General features: G+C 73.5%; 14 protein-coding genes. 3 read left to right on the top strand and 11 right to left on the bottom strand.

The annotated features are described in order from the left end of the window. Nucleotides 1–75: 75 nt before the first annotated feature. Entirely contained in the window at nucleotides 76–1,173 is a 1,098-nt protein-coding gene (gene dapC, locus AB0435_RS04340) for a succinyldiaminopimelate transaminase (RefSeq protein ID WP_366002797.1), read from the bottom strand. Nucleotides 1,174–1,272: 99 nt separating this feature from the next. After that, nucleotides 1,273–1,602 (bottom strand): ferredoxin, encoded by a 330-nt coding sequence (gene fdxA / locus AB0435_RS04345; protein WP_030366150.1) that lies wholly within the window; start codon nucleotides 1,600–1,602, stop codon nucleotides 1,273–1,275. Between the two features lie 114 nt (nucleotides 1,603–1,716). On the opposite strand from fdxA, the gene AB0435_RS04350 reads away from it, so the two are divergent. Further along, nucleotides 1,717–2,715 carry a GNAT family N-acetyltransferase gene (locus AB0435_RS04350; RefSeq protein WP_366002799.1) on the top strand — a complete coding sequence of 333 codons (999 nt, stop codon included), beginning with the start codon at nucleotides 1,717–1,719 and terminating at the stop codon, nucleotides 2,713–2,715. A 72-nt stretch (nucleotides 2,716–2,787) separates the two neighbouring features. Continuing rightward, entirely contained in the window at nucleotides 2,788–3,630 is an 843-nt protein-coding gene (locus AB0435_RS04355) for a transglutaminase-like domain-containing protein (protein WP_366426165.1), read from the top strand. A gap of 231 nt (nucleotides 3,631–3,861) precedes the next feature. Here AB0435_RS04355 and AB0435_RS04360 read toward each other — a convergent pair whose 3' ends face one another. The 9 genes from AB0435_RS04360 to AB0435_RS04400 all read right to left on the bottom strand — a co-directional run bounded on the left by AB0435_RS04360 (nucleotide 3,862) and on the right by AB0435_RS04400 (nucleotide 13,640). Beyond that, a complete protein-coding gene (locus AB0435_RS04360) occupies nucleotides 3,862–4,974 on the bottom strand; it encodes a PP2C family protein-serine/threonine phosphatase (protein ID WP_366002801.1) in 1,113 nt (370 codons plus the stop codon). 99 nt (nucleotides 4,975–5,073) lie between these two features. Further along, complete coding sequence (locus AB0435_RS04365) at nucleotides 5,074–5,715, bottom strand: response regulator transcription factor (RefSeq protein WP_366002802.1); 642 nt, start codon at nucleotides 5,713–5,715, stop codon at nucleotides 5,074–5,076. Between the two features lie 246 nt (nucleotides 5,716–5,961). Next, nucleotides 5,962–7,203, bottom strand: a complete 1,242-nt coding sequence (locus AB0435_RS04370) for a sensor histidine kinase (RefSeq protein WP_366426166.1) — start codon at nucleotides 7,201–7,203, stop codon at nucleotides 5,962–5,964. A 36-nt stretch (nucleotides 7,204–7,239) separates the two neighbouring features. Beyond that, nucleotides 7,240–7,983: an ABC transporter permease gene (locus tag AB0435_RS04375; RefSeq protein ID WP_366002804.1), complete on the bottom strand. Its 744-nt coding sequence runs from the start codon at nucleotides 7,981–7,983 to the stop codon at nucleotides 7,240–7,242. Further along, nucleotides 7,980–8,933 (bottom strand): ABC transporter ATP-binding protein, encoded by a 954-nt coding sequence (locus AB0435_RS04380; RefSeq protein ID WP_366002805.1) that lies wholly within the window; start codon nucleotides 8,931–8,933, stop codon nucleotides 7,980–7,982. The genes AB0435_RS04375 and AB0435_RS04380 overlap by 4 nt, the downstream gene beginning before the upstream one ends. A 167-nt stretch (nucleotides 8,934–9,100) precedes the next feature. Further along, a complete protein-coding gene (locus tag AB0435_RS04385; RefSeq protein WP_366426167.1) occupies nucleotides 9,101–11,782 on the bottom strand; it encodes a hypothetical protein in 2,682 nt (893 codons plus the stop codon). Nucleotides 11,783–12,088: 306 nt separating this feature from the next. Beyond that, nucleotides 12,089–12,469, bottom strand: a complete 381-nt coding sequence (locus AB0435_RS04390; RefSeq protein ID WP_366426168.1) for a DUF6113 family protein — start codon at nucleotides 12,467–12,469, stop codon at nucleotides 12,089–12,091. 8 nt (nucleotides 12,470–12,477) lie between these two features. Next, nucleotides 12,478–13,371, bottom strand: a complete 894-nt coding sequence (gene mshB / locus AB0435_RS04395) for an N-acetyl-1-D-myo-inositol-2-amino-2-deoxy-alpha-D-glucopyranoside deacetylase (protein ID WP_366426169.1) — start codon at nucleotides 13,369–13,371, stop codon at nucleotides 12,478–12,480. 74 nt (nucleotides 13,372–13,445) lie between these two features. Continuing rightward, on the bottom strand, nucleotides 13,446–13,640 hold the full coding sequence (locus tag AB0435_RS04400; protein ID WP_116213708.1) for a hypothetical protein: 195 nt from the start codon (nucleotides 13,638–13,640) through the stop codon (nucleotides 13,446–13,448). Nucleotides 13,641–13,826: 186 nt separating this feature from the next. Between AB0435_RS04400 and AB0435_RS04405 the strand changes: the two genes are divergently transcribed. Continuing rightward, nucleotides 13,827–15,944 (top strand): prolyl oligopeptidase family serine peptidase, encoded by a 2,118-nt coding sequence (locus AB0435_RS04405; RefSeq protein ID WP_366426170.1) that lies wholly within the window; start codon nucleotides 13,827–13,829, stop codon nucleotides 15,942–15,944. Nucleotides 15,945–16,065: the final 121 nt, after the last annotated feature.

Raw genomic sequence — 16,065 nt, forward strand, 5'->3', positions numbered from 1 at the left:
GAGAACGCCCTTCGGGCGTGTCCTCAAACGCCGGACGGGCTGAATTCGCAGCCCACCGGACGTCCCCCTTCCAGGTCAGGCGGACAGTCGCCGTACCGCCTCGGCCACGCGCTCGTCCGTGGCCGTGAACGCTACGCGGACGAAGCGCTCGCCCGCCACGCCGTAGAAGTCGCCCGGCGCGACCAGGATGCCCCGCTTGGAGAGGTCCGCCACCGTGTCCCAGCACGGCTCGTCGCGCGTGGCCCACAGGTACAGCGACGCCTCGCTGTGCTCGATCCGGAAGCCCGCGCGCTCGAGCGCGGCGCGCAGGGCTTCGCGCCGGCGCGCGTAGCGCTCGCGCTGCTCGGCGACGTGCGCGGTGTCCCCCAGGGCGGCGACGGTCGCCGCCTGGACGGGGGCGGCGACCATCATGCCGCCGTGCTTGCGGATCTGGAGCAGCTCCCCGAGGACCGCGGCGTCACCCGCGAGGAACGCGGCGCGGTAGCCGGCCAGGTTGGAACGCTTGGAGAGCGAGTGGACGGCGACGATCCCCTCGTACGAACCGCCGCACACCTCCGGGTGCAGCACCGAGACCGGGTCGGCCTCCCAGCCCAGCTCCAGATAGCACTCGTCGCTGAAGAGCAGCACGCCGTGCTCGCGCGCCCAGGCGACCGCCCGGCGCAGCTCGTCGGCGGTGAGGACGCGGCCGGTGGGGTTCGACGGGGAATTGAGCCACAGCAGCTTCACGCCGGCCGGGTCGAGGTCCCACGGGTCGTCGTAGACGACGGGCTCGGCGCCCGCGAGCCGCGCGCCGACCTCGTAGGTGGGGTAGGCGAGCCGCGGGTAGGCGACCTTGTCGCCCGCGGTGAGCCCGAGCTGCGTCGGCAGCCAGGCCACCAGCTCCTTGGAGCCGACGACGGGCAGGACGTTGGCGTGCGTCACGTCCCGGGCGCCCAGGCGGCGCTCCACCCAGCCGGTGAGCGCGTCGCGCAGCGCGGCCGTGCCCCACACCGTGGGATAGCCGGGGCTGTCGGCGGCGTCGGTCAGGGCCCGCTGGATCAGCTCGGGCACGGGGTCCACGGGGGTGCCGACCGACAGGTCGACGATGCCGTCGGGGTGGGCGGCGGCCGTCGCCTTGTACGGGTCGAGCCGGTCCCACGGAAAGGCGGGGAGACGGGAAGAGACTGCGCCCACGGGTGCTCGCTCGCTCTCTTGCGATAGGTGCTCGGTGTCAAATGCCGCGGCCCCGCACGGCGCGAGGGCCGTACGGGGCCGTGGTGGCTGCCGCGAGAATCAGTGCTCGGGGTTGATGTCCGCCGGCAGCGCGGCGATGAAGGGGTGGTCACGCTCGATCAGACCGAGCTTGGAGGCACCACCGGGCGAGCCGAGCTCGTCGAAGAACTCGACGTTCGCCTTGTAGTAGTCCTTCCACTCCTCGGGAGTGTCGTCCTCGTAGAAAATCGCTTCGACCGGGCAGACCGGTTCACAGGCACCACAGTCGACGCATTCGTCCGGGTGGATATACAAGGACCGGGAGCCCTCGTAGATGCAGTCGACGGGGCACTCCTCGATGCACGCCTTGTCCTTCACGTCGACACAAGGCTGCGCGATGACGTAGGTCACGCTGTCGTTCCTCCTCGGTAGGGCTCATCTCGCGCGGGAGCGCGGCGTCGTCGATGCCCACACCTAGTATCTCCGTTCCCGGGCACTTGACGAACAAGAGGGGCGAGGAGAGCTGTGGAATTCACCACGGGCGGACGGCTGGAAGTCCGGATCAGTACCGCCGATGTGGGAAAAAGGGTATCTGTCCGACGGCTGAACGACCCCGGACGGTCCCCCGAGCGGTTCACGGACACCGTCGGGGTGCTCGACTCCTGGGACGGAGGTGTGCTGCGGATCACACGGCGGACCGGTGAGACGGTGGTGATCGAGGAGTCCTCGATCGTCGCGGGCAAGGTGATCCCGGCCGCTCCGGCGCGCAGGCGGGGCCCGGCCACGACGGTGCGGGAGCTCCAGGAGATCGCGGCGCGCGGCTGGCCCGCGCGGGAGACGGCGGCGCTGGGCGGCTGGACGCTGCGGGCCGCGGGCGGTTTCACCTCCCGGGCCAACTCGGTGCTGCCCCTGGGCGATTGCGGGATGCCGCTGCCGCGGGCCGTGGAGCGCGTCGTCGCCTGGTACGAGGAGCGCGGCCTGCCCGCCGTCGTGCAGGTCACCACCGGCGATCCGGCCGAGGACGAGCGGCTGGACGCGGAGCTGGCGCGGCACGGCTGGACGGCCGAACGGCATGCCGTGGTGCGCACGGCCGCCCTGGCCCCCCTCGCCGACACCACCGCCGACACCGGCCGGGTGCTGCTCTCCCGGGAGCCGGACGAGGCGTGGCTGCGGGCGTACGGGCGCACGTCCGCGTCCGTCGCCGACACGCTGGCGGTGCTGACGGGCGGGCCCTCGGTGTGGTTCGCGACCGTGCCGGGCGAGGAGCGGCCCGCGGCCATCGGCCGCTGTGTCGTCGACGGCCGGTGGGCGGGGTTCTCCGGGCTGGACGTGGACCCGGCCCGGCGCCGGGAGGGCCTGGGGACCCTGGTCGTGGCCGCGCTGGCCGAGCGGGCGCTGAGCGAGGGCGCCTCGGCGGCGTACCTCCAGGTGATGACGGACAACGGCGGCGCGGGCTCGCTCTACGACGGGCTCGGTTTCACCACGCACCACGCGTACCACTACCGTCGCGCGCCGCAGGGGTAGGCGTCACGGGCGCACCATGGACACCGGCGGTGGGTGTTTTCCCCCCACCGCCCCGAGCGGGTACGAGGACCTATGGATGACACCGACGACACCACTGGCCGGCGGCGGTTCGCGGAGGCGGCGCGGGAGGAACGCCCCGACGTCGCGCTGCTCTGCCTCCTGATCTCGGCCGAGGCGGACCCGGAGGCGGGCGAGGCCGCCGTCGACGCGGCGCAGATCGAACTGGACCGGCTGGCCGGGGCGCTCCCCGCGCTGGGGCGCGCCGCCGCGCCCCGGCAGTGGGCCGCGGCCCTCGCGGAGCTGCTCGGGGAGCGCTGCGGGTTCCGCGGCTCCCCCGCCGACTACCGGCGGCTGGAGTCCTCGCTGCTCGACGAGGTGCTGCGGCGGCGGCGCGGGCTGCCGATCCTGCTGTCCGTGGTGTGGATGGAGGTCGCCCGGCGGGCCGGGGCCCCCGTCTACGGGGTGGCGCTGCCCGGCCACTTCGTCGTGGGCTTCGGCGACCCGGACGGGCCGCACGTGCTGGCCGACCCCTTCGACGGCGGGCGGCAGCTGTCCGAGGACGAGGCCGGGCTGCTGGTGGCGGGCGCGACCGGGGCGCCGCTGACGCAGTCGATGTTCTCCCCCGCCGAACCGCTGGAGATCGTGCTGCGCGTCCTCAACAACATCCGCGCCTGGGCCGCGGCCCGCCCCGAGCGGAGCGAGGTGCAGCTGTGGGCGGTCGACCTCTCGCTGCTGCTGCCCAGCCACCCGGCGCGGCTGCGGTACGAGCGGGCGGAGCTGCTGGTGGAGCGCGGGGACTTCGTGGGCGGGGCGCGGGAGATGGAGGAGTACGCGGAGGTGATCGACGCCCTGGAGCCGACGGTGGCCCGGACGGTCCGCCGCGAGGCGCGGGCGGCGCGGGCCATGCTCAACTGAATGCCGGGGGGGGTGGTGGCTGAGCTCGTTGCCCGGCTGCGGGCTGTCTTGTTCCGCACCACCGCTGCGCGGCGGGGTCCTCAGACGCCGGACAGGCTGATTTCCGTGACCCCGGGTGGGCACGTGCGGGTCCCGCTGCGCCTGCGGCGAGCGTCCGCCGGACCCGGGCGATCGAACGCCCCCCAGCTGCATCAAGCCCGTTGGGGGAACACGACGGCCCTCAAATGGCGGTCAGGGCCCGGCGCAAGCCGACGCGTCCCTGACGATCAGGACCGCCGCGTCGTCCTTGAGTTCGCCCTCCGTGAAGGTCTCCAGGTCCGCGCGGAGGGCGCGGGCGAGCTCCGCCGGCGGCAGGTGGACCCAGTGGGACAGCCGCTCGCGCAGCGGGTAGAAGCGGCCCCGCGGGTCGCGCGCCTCGGTGACCCCGTCCGTGCACAGCACCAGCCACTCCGGCGAGGAGGCGTCCGTACGGCAGACCGCCGAGTCGACGGCCCGGCGCGGCACGCCGGTGAGCGGGCCCAGCCCCAGCGGCAGCCCGAAGTGCTCGGGGAGCCGCTCCTCGACCCGGTCGCCGCTGATGACGTAGTACGGGATGTGGCCGCAGGACAGCACCCGGGTCGTGGTGCCGGGCGGACCGACCTCCAGCAGCAGCGCGGTGACGAAGCGTTCGTCCGTACCGGTCAGTGACAGCGCGCTGTTGTGCCGCAGCAGCGCCCCCTCCATGTGGTCGGCGACCGCCTCCAGCGCGGCCTCGTGATAGGCCGCCTCCCGGAACGACGTGAGCACCGCGTGCCCCGCCCCGATCGCCGGCATGCCCTTGCCCTGGACGTCACCTATGAGGATGCGCTGCCCGGCCGGGCTCTCCACCACCTCGTAGATGTCGCCGCCGACCCGGGCACCCTCCTGTGCGGAGATGTAGAACCCGGCGATCCGCAGCGGCCCGGCGGTGAGGGGCAGCTCCCGCAGTATCGTGCGCTGCACGGCGTCCGCGACCATCCGCGTCCGGTCGTACGCCGCCTCGCGCTCCAGCAGCGCCGCGCACAGGGCCACGGAGAAGCCGGCGACGAGGAGCGCGCCGAGGACCGCCACGAGCACGCCCGCCGTGTCCCAGCGCGGCATGATCACGCAGTGGGCCACCGCCTGGGCCACCGCGAAGACCACGGCGACGACGACCGTGCGGCCCAGCGAGCAGAGCCGGGCGGCGATCAGGGGCATGACGCTCGCGATCAGGGCGAGCCGCAGCCGGGTGCCGGTCACGCAGTCGAGCACGGCGAGCACGGCGATCCCCGCGATGAGCAGGGCGGTGAGGACGCGACCGCCGTCGGGAACGCGCTTGATGTGCACGGCGGCGTTCCCCTCCCCCTCGCGTCGTCGTCTTCCGTAGGGACCCTACGACGGCCGTATGACAGCCTTGCGACAGAGTGCCCGATTCTTGACGCGCCGCTACAGCCAGCCCTTGTCCCGGGCGATGCGGACGGCCTCGGCGCGGTTGCGCGCCCCGGTCTTCTGGATGGCCGTGGAGAGGTAGTTGCGGACGGTGCCGTGGGAGAGGTGCAGGGCCGCCGCCAGCTCCGCGTTGGTCGAGCCGTCGGCCGAGGCGCGGAGCACGGCGCGCTCGCGGTCGGTCAGCGGGTTCGCGCCCTCGGCGAGCGCGGCGGCGGCGAGGGTCGGGTCGATGACCCGCTCCCCGCGCAGCACCCTGCGCAGGGCGTCGGCGAGCTGAGCGGCGGGCGCGTCCTTGACGAGGAACGCCTCCGCGCCGGACTCCATCGCGCGGCGCAGGTAGCCGGGGCGGCCGAAGGTCGTGAGGATGACGACCTTGAGCGCGGGCAGTTCGCGGCGGAGCAGCGCGGCCGCGTCGAGGCCGGTCATGCCGGGCATCTCGATGTCGAGCAGGGCGACGTCCGGGGCGTGCGCACGCGCGGCGTCGAGCACTTCGTCGCCGCGGGCGACCTGGGAGACGACCTCGATGTCACCCTCCAGCCCGAGCAGCGCGGCGAGGGCTTCCCGGACCATTGACTGGTCCTCGGCGAGGAGCACCTTGATGGTGCGGCCGGATACGGCGGGGCAGGGCTGCTCGGTCACAGCCACAGGGTAGGCGCTCGGCGCCACGCGGTGATCCCGCCTGGTCCGCGGGTGCGCCCCCACCCCCGTCGGGGGCGCACCCACGTGTCTTCGCCGGCCGCGGCCGGAAGGAATCACAGCCCGCCTGAGCTTGAGCCCGTATCAGCCACCATCAGCCCGTCCGGCGTTTGAGGACGCCGCCGCGCAGCGGTGGTGCGGACGAACGGACCCGCACCCGACCGACAACGCCGGCCCCCGACCCCACCGCTACACACTCACCCGCACGCTCCGCGAGAGCGGCACGCAAGCCCGCAGGCAGAAGCCGCCCTTGGGGCCCGGCCCCGTTTCGAGGCGGCCGTCCGCGAGCGCGAGCCGCTCCGTCAGGCCCGTGAGGCCGTTGCCGTGCGAGCCCCCCGGGCCCCGGCCGTCGTCCGTGACGGTCAGGCACAGCTCGTCGTCCGCCTCCGCCAGGGAGATCTCGCAGCGGCGCGCCCCGCTGTGCCGCACCACGTTGGTCACGGCCTCCCGGAGCGCCCAGGCCAGCACGCCCTCCTCGTCGGGCGGCAGATCGGGGATGGGGGCACCTCCCATGCCGTTCAGGCTATGGGGGACGGTACCCGCCTGGTCGAGATCGGCGCTGATGCCCGCCGCGGCGAGGGCGGTTCGGGCTCCGGCGATCTCGGCGTCCAGGGTGGGGCGGCGAAAGCCGCTCACCGCCTCCCGTACGTCCACGAGTGCCTGGCGGCTGACCCGCTCGATGTCCGCGACCTGCTGCGCGGCCTGGTCGGGCTTGTCCGGCAGCATCCGTCCCGCCAGCTCGCTCTTGAGCGTGATGAGGGACAGCGAGTGGCCGAGGAGGTCGTGCAGATCGCGGGCGAGCCGCAGCCGCTCCTCGTTGGCGGCGAGGTGGGCGACGGTGGCCCGCGCCTCGCGCAGCGCCTTCGTCGTACGGGCCATCTGCCGCACCCCGACCATCGCGAAGCCGCCGAGCAGCGCCGGGAGGACGAGCACGGGCAGGAACGAGTCGGCGTCCGGCGTGGTGAGCCCGACGGCGATCAGCACGCCCAGGGCCAGCAGGATCGCGAAGCGCGAGATCTTCAACGGCAGGCCCGCGCCGCAGCCGACGCACACGTAGACGAAGAGGACGAGCCAGGCGGCGCCCAGCGTCAGCGACAGCACGACGGCCATCGCGAGCAGCAGGCCGAGCATCGGCAGCACCCGGTCCTCCAGCGGCCGCGAGGTCTGCCGGAACACCAGGACGACGTAGCAGAAGACGAAGGCCAGCAGGCCCACCCCGCCGAAGATGTCGGCGGCCATCGTGTGGTGGTCGCCGAGGACGTCCTCGGCCGGTGCCGCCAGATAGGCGAACCAGATCCCGACCCAGGCCAGCTTCACCAGCGCCTGCCGGCGGCTGTCGGGCCGGGACCCGACGCCGTTGTACTCCACGGGCACGTCGTCGGCGGCGAGGACGTCACGCCACCACTGCCGGCAGCGTACGAGCACGCTCATCGCTCCTCCTTCCTCACGGCCGACGACATCGGTGTGTCAGGCCTTGTGGGTGTCCTTGCGGTACAGCCAGGCGGCGGCACCAGCGAAGATCACAAGGTAGGCGAACAGGATGGAGACGTCCTTCAGGTGCGGGGCGTCGCCCTGCTCGATGGCCTGGCCGAGCGCGGCGTAGGCGTGGGTGGGCACCCACTCCGTGATGCTCTGCAGCCACTTCGGGAAGGTCGCGGTCGGCATCCACAGGCCGCCCAGCACGGACAGGCCGAAGTAGATGATCATCGTGATGGGGCGCACGGCGTCGCCGGTCGCGAGATAGCCGACCGCCACGCCGAGGGCGGCGAAGACGATGCTGCCCGCCCAGATCGCGCCGGTCAGCGCGAACCACTGCCAGGCCGCGTCCATCCGGACGTCCTTGACGATCGCGGCGATGGCGAAGACGACCACGATCGACGGGAGGGACACCACGGCGGCGGAGGCGACCTTCGCCGTCACATAGCCGCGGCCGGGCAGCGCGGTGAGCCGCAGCTGGCGCACCCAGCCCTTCTCGCGCTCCTTGGCTATGCGCTCGCTGTTGCCCACGAGCACTGCGGTGATCGCGCCGAAGGAGGCCATGGAGACCATCATCAGCAGTGGCAGCGTCAGGTGCGTGCCCTTGACGATCTCCGTGGAGCTCGCGCCGCCCGCGATCAGCAGATACAGGCCCGCGGGGTAGAGCACGGAGAAGAACATGAACTTCTTGTTGCGCAGTGTGCGCGCGATTTCCAGCTTGATCAAGGTGTTCATCGGGCCGCCTCCTCGGCGGTCGCGGCGTCGGTGATGGCGATGAAGGCCTGCTCCAGGCCGAGGCCCGCGACCTCCAGATTGCGCGGGTAGAGACCCAGGCCGTAGAGGGCGTGGACCGTGGCGTCGGCGTCGTGCGACTGGATGCGCACGGTGCGGCCGGACACCTCCAGGGAGGACAGGAACGGCAGCTCGCGCAGCGCGGCCTCGCCGATGTGCCCGTCCAGGTCGAAGACGATGCGCCGGGCGCCCGCCTTGGCCTTGATCTCGGCGGCCGAGCCGTCGGCGAGCACGCGCCCGCGGTGGAGCACGATCACCCGGTCGGCGATCGCGTCGGCCTCCTCCAGATAGTGCGTGGCGAAGAGGACCGCGCGGCCCTCCCGGGCCTGCTCCCGCATCACGCTCCAGAACGCCTGCCGGGCGGAGACGTCCATGCCGGTGGTCGGCTCGTCCAGCACGACGAGCTCATTGGCCCCGGCGGTCGCGAGGGCGAAGCGCACCCGCTGCTCCTGGCCTCCGGAGAGCTTGTTGACCATGCGGTCGGCGATCTCGGTGAGGTCCGCCTTCTCCAGGACCTCCTGCACCGGATACGCCCGGGGGTGCAGGTCGCAGGCGAGCTTCACGAGCTCGCGGACCTTCACCTCCTCCATCAGGCCGCCGCTCTGGAGCATCGCGCCGACCTTGCCCTGGCCGATGGCCTCCTGCGGCGAGGTGCCGAAGAGCTCCACGCGGCCGGCGTCGGGGGTCCGCAGGCCGAGGAGGAGGTCCAGGGTCGACGACTTGCCCGCGCCGTTGGGGCCGAGGAGGGCGACGGTCTCGCCCGCGTGCAGCTGAAGATCCAGATCGGCGACGGCCCGGACGTCGCCGTAGCTCTTGCTGACATTCTCAAAGCTGACCACGGGGGCGCCGGTGCGGCGCCCTTCCCCCGTGAACGTGCTCGCTGTAGTGGTCATACCCATGATGGTTCCAGGCGGTGGCCCCGCCCGGCAGTGTCAGCCGTCGTGTGCTGCCGATGACAGATGTCATGGATCCGATAACCGGCAGGTCACGGCCCCCGGACGCACGCGAGCCCCCGTGCCGGGTGGGGCACGGGGGCTCGCCTTGCGCCGTCGCGCGTCCGTCAGCTCGGGTTGAGCGGGATGACGCCGATGCGCTCGGCGGGCGTCTTGCCCATGAGCGCCTTGCGCAGGGCGCCCACGACGTCCTGCGGGGTCACCTCGGTCTTGCTGCCGTCACCGCGCTGGATGCGGACGCCCGCGAAGGTCGTCCCGTACAGCTCCTTGACGGCTTCGAGGTCGTAGGAGTCGACGAGCTTGCCGTCGACCTCCTTCACGGAGAGGATCTTCGGCAGCGAGCGCTCGGGGCCGAACTGGATCTTGTGCGCCGCGTCGGTCTGCACGGTGACCAGGCCGGACATGGCGGGGATCGCGAAGCTCTGCATCTCCCGGTCGACCTCGGCCTTGTCCACCTTGGGCTGCTGCCCGGCGCTGGGCAGCTCCACCGTGCTGTCCTTGCCGGTGGCCGCCCGGTCGCGGTACGCCTGGGCGACGGCGGCGACGGCCTTGTCGGTGTCCAGGCCCTGGTACGCCTGGCCGTAGACCGGCACGGCCTTGCCCGCCTCGAACTTGATCGTGCCTTCCTTGGCGGTGCCCGTCTCGCCGGAGGCCCGCTTCAGGGCGTCCGCGATCTTCTCCTCGTCGGCGCCGATCGAGGGCTCCGCCGTACGGGTGCCGCCGACGAGGGAGCCGATGACGGTGAGCGGGTTGTAGTCCCGCCCGGCCGCCGCCCGCACCGTGGCCTGCGTGTCGATGGTCAGGCCGGCCACGGCCGGCTTGAGCGTCGCCTGCTTGCCGCCGATCGACACCTTCAGCGGCGCCGTCGCGCGGTCGCCGAGGGCGGAGTCGAGCTTCTGTACGGCCTGCTCCTTGGAGCTGCCGCCGATGGACACGCCCAGCACGGTGGTGCCGTTCGGCACGTCGGCGTGGTCGAGCAGCAGCCCGGCGCCGTACGCGACACCGACGAGGCCGACGAGCGCGCCACCGGCCAGGACGAGCTTGGAGCGGCCCTTCTTCTTCGGGGCGCTCTTCGCGGGCGCGCTCTTCGCGGGCGCGCTCTTCGCGGGCGCGCTCTTGGCCGGAGCGCTCTTGGCCGGAGCGCTCTTGGCCTCGGAGGACGCCGCGCCGGGCGCGGGCACCTTCGGCTTCGGCACGGGCACGCGGGGCGCGCCGCTGTCCACCGGCGCCTTGGCGCCGGGGCCCGCGGGCGGGGGCACGACGGGCACGCCGCTGACGAGCGTCTCGCCGGCCGCCTTCTGCCCGCCGGGCGGAGGCACCTTGGCGCCGCCCTTCTTGCCGCCCTTGCCGCCCTTGGGCTGCTTCGGCGTCTGGGTGGCCGCGGGGGCCTGCGGGGCCGCCTGCGCGCCGGTGGCCGGGGCCGGGACGCGCGGGAAGCCTTCGCGGGGCGTGTCCGTACGTCCCTCGGCGAAGGCGCCGCCGCCGGGCGGAGCGGGGGCGAACGGGTCCGCGAGGGCGTTCTGGCCCACGGTGGGCATGGTGGGCGCGGGGAACTGCTGCGTGGATTCCACGGCCTCGTTCCACGGCGCGGCACCGGCCACCGGGTTCGCGCCCGGGACGCCTGCGGCCATGGGGTCGGCGGGCCAGGGCGTGGCACCGGTCGTGGAGGGATCGGCGGGCCACGGCGTGCCGGCCGTCGTGGACGCGCCGCCGACGGTGCCGCCCGGCACGGGCGGCTGCGGCATGGCACCGGTCGTCGAAGAACCGCCGGGCCAGTCGTCGACCTGCGGGCTCCCGGCCGTGGGGGCCTCGCCGGGCCACGGCGCCGCACCACCGGGCGCGGGCGGCTGCGGCACGGCGCCGGTCGTCGAGGAACCGCCCGGCCAGTCGTCGGCCTGCGAACCGGAACGGCGTGCGGCACGCGCGGCCGAGGCGTTGCCCTGCCAGGGCGTGGCGCCCGTGGCGGACGTGTCGAGCGGCCAGTCGTCGGCGGGGGCGGGCGCGCCCGTGGCCTGGGCGTCGCCCGGCCAGGGGGTCGCCGCGGTGGTCGAGGGGCCGCCCGGCCAGTCGTCGGCGGGGACCGCGGGGGCGGCCGGGCCGCCGTTCTGCCAGGGCGTGGCGCTCGTCGTGGAGGCGTCGAGAGGCCAGTCGTCCACGGGCGCGGCGACGGCCGGGGGCTCCTGCATCACGGGGTTCGCGCCGGTGGCCAGCGGGTCGGCGGGCCAGGGATCAGAAAGGGGGGCAAGGCCAGAAAGGGGAGAAAGGCCGGAAAGGGGCGCAGCGGTGGTCGAAGGGTCCGGAGCACCGGTCATGGGCGCCTGCCGGGGGACGCCGCCGCTCGGGGTGCCACCGGAAGCGGAACCTCCGCCGAAGCCACCGGCCGCGCCCGAGCCGCCGTCCGACGCACCGCCGACGGCACCGCCCTGCATGCCCGTACGCCGGTTGGCGCCGGTCGAGGGGCCGGGGGCGGACGGGCCGGACTTGCGCGGCGCGAACCAGTCGCTCGTCTTCTCCTTCTCGCCCGTGCCGCCCTGACGCTCCGCCTCCGCGCGCGCCGGGGCCGCGGACGGCTCGGGGCGGCGGGGCAGCGCGGGCTTGCGCTCGCCGGCGGCGGGCGCGGGCACGGCCGGAGCGCCCGGCGTCGCCGGGGCGTTGTCGCCCTCGGCCGCCTCGTCACCGACGGGCGTGCGCATGATGACCGGCGGAATGGGGCGCGAACCCGGGATGTTGATGCGGATCCGCGTCGTCAGCGTGGTCTCGGTCCTGGGCTCTTCCGGCTTCGGCGGCACGGCCGGCTCCTCGTTGCCGCCACCGTCCGAGGACGCGTGACGGGTTCCGTACGGCGGGGTCCCCGACGGGTAAGCGGCGCCACCGCGCCCCTGGGGCCCGGAGGACGAACTGTCAGATTCACGGCTCAAAGCAGGTTCTCCCGGTTGGCTCCGCCGCCCGTCATGACCTCGTTCGGGCGGCTCGGCGGCGCGCACCACCATACTGGGCACCGCGGATACGCACTTGACGGCTGCCGGATCCCCCCGGCGGCAGGGAGCGCGGGGCGCGCCTTCGCGCCTCGCGCTCCTCAGGCAGAAATCGTCACGTCACTTGCCAAGTCGGGCTGAAGGCCCGCCCGGTTGCGGCACTTTCGGGAGCGTGGCGCACATCACAGCCACGGCCATCCCGCCCAGCAGGAAGGCGTACGAGCCCAGTCCGGCGCTGAAGAGGAAGTCGCCTTCCGGTCTGCTCGCGGTCAGCAGCAGCACGGCGACGATCCAGCCGATGCCGGGCGCCATCCCGCCGCCCCGGGTGCGGGTCGCGAGGAGCCCGCCGTAGCTCAGCCCGGCGATGGCCAGCAGAGCCAGCGTCAACCCGCCGGGGAACCAGCCGCCTTGCACCAGCGATCCGGCGGCCCCGGCCAGCGCCCCGAGGGCGGTGAGGCCGAGGTAGCCGCCGATGCGCGCGGCGCCGATCGGTGAGGCCATGCCGCTCATTAGAGGACCACCCCCGCGAACAGGTCGTCCTCGCGCCCGGCACCCGCGGTGCCCCGCACGAGCTTGTAGTACTCGGTGGCGAAGAGCGGCTGCCCCAGGTCGTTGGAAAGCGTGAAGAAGGGGCCGTCCACGGCGATCTGCGTCACGTGGGCACGCATCGCGGCCGCCTTCGCCTCGGCATGGGCGGAGCCGTCGATCGCCGCCGTCACCTCGGCGTCGTCGACGACACCCGGCACGTCCGCCGGGGAGGCGACGCCCGGGAAGGGCTTGCCGACGCCCATCTCGCGCAGCCGCGCGAAGCCCTCCTCCAGGACGGAGCGCGGCACGCAGTTCCAGTAGACCTTCGCGACCTCGTGCGGGTCGCCGAGGTCGCGGCGGAACGCGCTCTCCCCCGCGAGCTCCACGGCGCGCGTCGCGACGCGGTGCGCCTGGATGTGGTCGGGGTGGCCGTAGCCGCCCTCGGGGTCGTAGGTGACCAGGACCTGGGGACGCGTCTCGCGGATCACCTCCACGAGAGAGGTGGCCGCCTCGTCCACGTCGGCCTGCCAGAAGGACCCGGGGCGCTCGTTCTGCGGGGCGCCCATCATGCCGGAGTCGCGGTAGCGCCCGGGGCCGCCGAGGGAGCGGTGGTCGGCGACGCCCAGCTCCCGCATGGCGTCGGCGAGCTCTCCGGCGCGGTACGGCCCGAGGGCGTCGTCCCGGTCGGCGGCGAGATGCGCCAGTCCGTCCGGGATCACCTCGCCCTCTTCACCGAGGGTGCAGGTCACGAGGGTGACATGGGCCCCTTCGGCGGCGTACTTGGCCATGGTCGCGCCGTTGTTGATCGATTCGTCGTCCGGGTGCGCGTGCACCAGGAGCAGCCGGCGGCCCGTCGAGGGGAAGCGGTCGGTCATGGGAACAGCCTACGAGTCCGACCGGCCCGGCGGGACGCCACGCCCGCACTGCCGCCGGCGCCCGCGGGCCGCTGTCAGAACTTGATGTTGCTGATGACGTCGGTTGCGCTCTTGGTCAGCTGGTTGAGCGTCGGGGCGATCGACGAGCTCGAGAGGTAGAACCCCAGCAGCACGCAGACCGCGGCGTGGCCCGCCTTCAGTCCGGACTTCCGGACCAGCAGGAAGACGATGATCGCCAGCAGCACCACCGCCGAAATCGAGAGTGCCACAGCGGTTCACCTCCATGTACGCGCGGTCGGACGGACAAGGGGCGGATGACATACGGATGCCACCCGCGACATACCAACTATGCGTCAGTGATCATAACTTTCCGGTGCCCCGACCTCACTCGGTGCACAGGAGCAAATCCGGGGCGCACGGCGAGATCGCGCCGCCCTCGCCGTAGGCTCGCCGGCATGACCGGACAGCTCACATTCCCACGGCAGTACGCCAGAACCCAGCGCTTCTCCCTCGGCGCGCCGCGCGCATTCACCGTGTCGCCGGATGGTTCGCGTGTCGTCTTCCTGCGCTCCCGCACCGGTTTCGATCGGGCAAACGTTCTGTGGGTGCTCGATCCCGCGACCGGCCGGGAGTATCCGGCCGCCGATCCAGCCGTGTTGCTGGGCGGCGCGGACGAGGAGCTGTCGGCGGAGGAGCGGGCCCGGCGCGAGCGCAGCCGCGAGGGCGCGGCGGGCGTCGTCGGCTATGCGGTGGACAGCGCCGTGGAGTTGGCGGCGTTCGCCCTCTCGGGGCGGTTGTTCCTCGCGGAGTTGCGCGGCGGCACTGCCCGTGAGCTGGCCGTTCCCGGTCCGGTGGCCGATCCTCGCCCGTCGCCCGACGGCCGCCGGATCGCCTATGCCGCGGGCGGCGCGCTGCGGGTCGTCGAGGCGGACGGCAGCGGCGACCGCGCCCTGGCAGAGCCCGGGAGCGCCACGGTGACCTGGGGGCTCGCGGAGTTCATCGCGGCCGAGGAGATGCACCGCACGCGCGGCTTCTGGTGGGCGCCGGACGGGGAGTCCCTGCTGGTCGCACGTGTGGACGACGCGCCGGTACGACGCTGGTGGATCGCAGACCCGGCCAATCCGGACAGCGAGCCCGCCGAGGTCGCCTATCCGGCCGCCGGCACCCCCAACGCCGAGGTGACGCTGTCGCTGCTGGGCCTCGACGGCTCGCGCACGGACGTCGAGTGGGACCGTGCGCGGTACCCCTATCTGGCACAGGTGCACTGGTCGGAGGGGCATCCGCCGCTGCTGCTCGCACAGGCGCGCGACCAGCGGAGCCAGGTGTTCCTGACGGTCGACACGGCGACCGGCGCGACCCGCGTCCTGCACACGGAGGAGGACGCAAACTGGCTGGATCTTTTCCCTGGTGTGCCCGCGTGGACCGCGGACGGCCGGCTCGTACGGATCTCCGACGAGGGCGGCGTACGGGCCCTGACGGTGGGCGACCGGGCCCTGACCGGACCGGGGTTGCACGTCCGCGCCGTACTCGACGTCGGCCCCGGCGACCTGCTCGTCTCCGCCTCGGCCGGGCCGGAGGCGAAGGAGGCGGAGACCGGGGAGACCCATGTCTACCGCGTCGGCGAGCACGGCGTGGAGCGCGTCTCGGAGGGCCGGGGATGGCACTCGGCCGTGCGGTCCGGCGCGGTGACCGTCCTGGTGTCGACGTCGCTGGAGCACAGCGGGGCGACGGTTAGGGTCCTGCGCGACGGCGTACGGACCGCCACGGTCACCTCCCACGCGGAAGCGCCGGTACTGGTCTCCCGCGCACGGCTCACCGAGGCGGGCGCGCGGCGCATCCCGTGCGCCGTCCTGCTGCCGACCGGCTACGCCGAGGGTGACGGGCCGCTCCCGGTGCTCATGGACCCGTACGGCGGACCGCACGGGCCGCGCGTGGTGGCCGCGCACAACTCCCACCTGACCTCGCAGTGGTTCGCCGACCAGGGCTTCGCGGTGGTGGTCGCCGACGGCCGCGGCACCCCGCACCGCTCGCCCGGGTGGGAGAAGGCGGTCCGGGACGACTTCGCGGGCGTGACCCTGGACGACCAGGTCGAGGCGGTCCGGGCGCTCGCCGAGGAGTACCCCCTGGACCTGGGCCGGGTCGCGATCCGCGGCTGGTCGTACGGCGGCTATCTCGCGGCGCTGGCCGTGCTGCGCCGCCCCGACGTCTTCCACGCCGGCATCGCGGGCGCCCCGGTCACGGACTGGCGGCTGTACGACACCCACTACACCGAGCGCTATCTCGGCGACCCGGCGGAGCGGCCCGCGGTCTACGCCCGCAATTCGCTGGTCACCGACGAGGGGCTGGGCGAGGCGGCCGAAGAGGCACGGCCGTTGATGATCATCCACGGCCTGGCCGACGACAACGTGGTCGCCGCGCACACCCTCCGACTGTCCTCCGCACTCCTCGCCGCGGGTCGCCCGCACGAGGTACTGCCACTGTCCGGGGTGACGCACATGACGCCGCAGGAACAGGTGGCGGAGAACCTCCTGCTGCTGCAAGTCGACTTCCTCAAGCGGTCGTTGGGCATGTAGCCGGGTCGTGCCGCAGGTGGCCGTCGACCTGCGGCACGACCAGCCTGTCAAGCACGCCGCGTCGTCGATCCGCTCAACCTTCGCTCAAGAAGCCCGGCCCGGAAGGGCCGATGGCGCAGCC

The organism is Streptomyces sp. NPDC051173, assembly GCF_040689515.1.
In the GTDB taxonomy this organism is placed as follows: domain Bacteria; phylum Actinomycetota; class Actinomycetes; order Streptomycetales; family Streptomycetaceae; genus Streptomyces.

Coding starts and splice junctions, on each gene's coding strand:
- AB0435_RS04370 (WP_366426166.1), bottom strand. CDS start 7,203: ATGAGCGTGCTCGTACGCTGCCGGCAGTGGTGGCGTGACGTCCTCGCC.
- AB0435_RS04380 (WP_366002805.1), bottom strand. CDS start 8,933: ATGACCACTACAGCGAGCACGTTCACGGGGGAAGGGCGCCGCACCGGC.
- AB0435_RS04405 (WP_366426170.1), top strand. CDS start 13,827: ATGACCGGACAGCTCACATTCCCACGGCAGTACGCCAGAACCCAGCGC.
- AB0435_RS04375 (WP_366002804.1), bottom strand. CDS start 7,983: ATGAACACCTTGATCAAGCTGGAAATCGCGCGCACACTGCGCAACAAG.
- mshB (WP_366426169.1), bottom strand. CDS start 13,371: ATGACCGACCGCTTCCCCTCGACGGGCCGCCGGCTGCTCCTGGTGCAC.
- AB0435_RS04355 (WP_366426165.1), top strand. CDS start 2,788: ATGGATGACACCGACGACACCACTGGCCGGCGGCGGTTCGCGGAGGCG.
- AB0435_RS04390 (WP_366426168.1), bottom strand. CDS start 12,469: ATGGCCTCACCGATCGGCGCCGCGCGCATCGGCGGCTACCTCGGCCTC.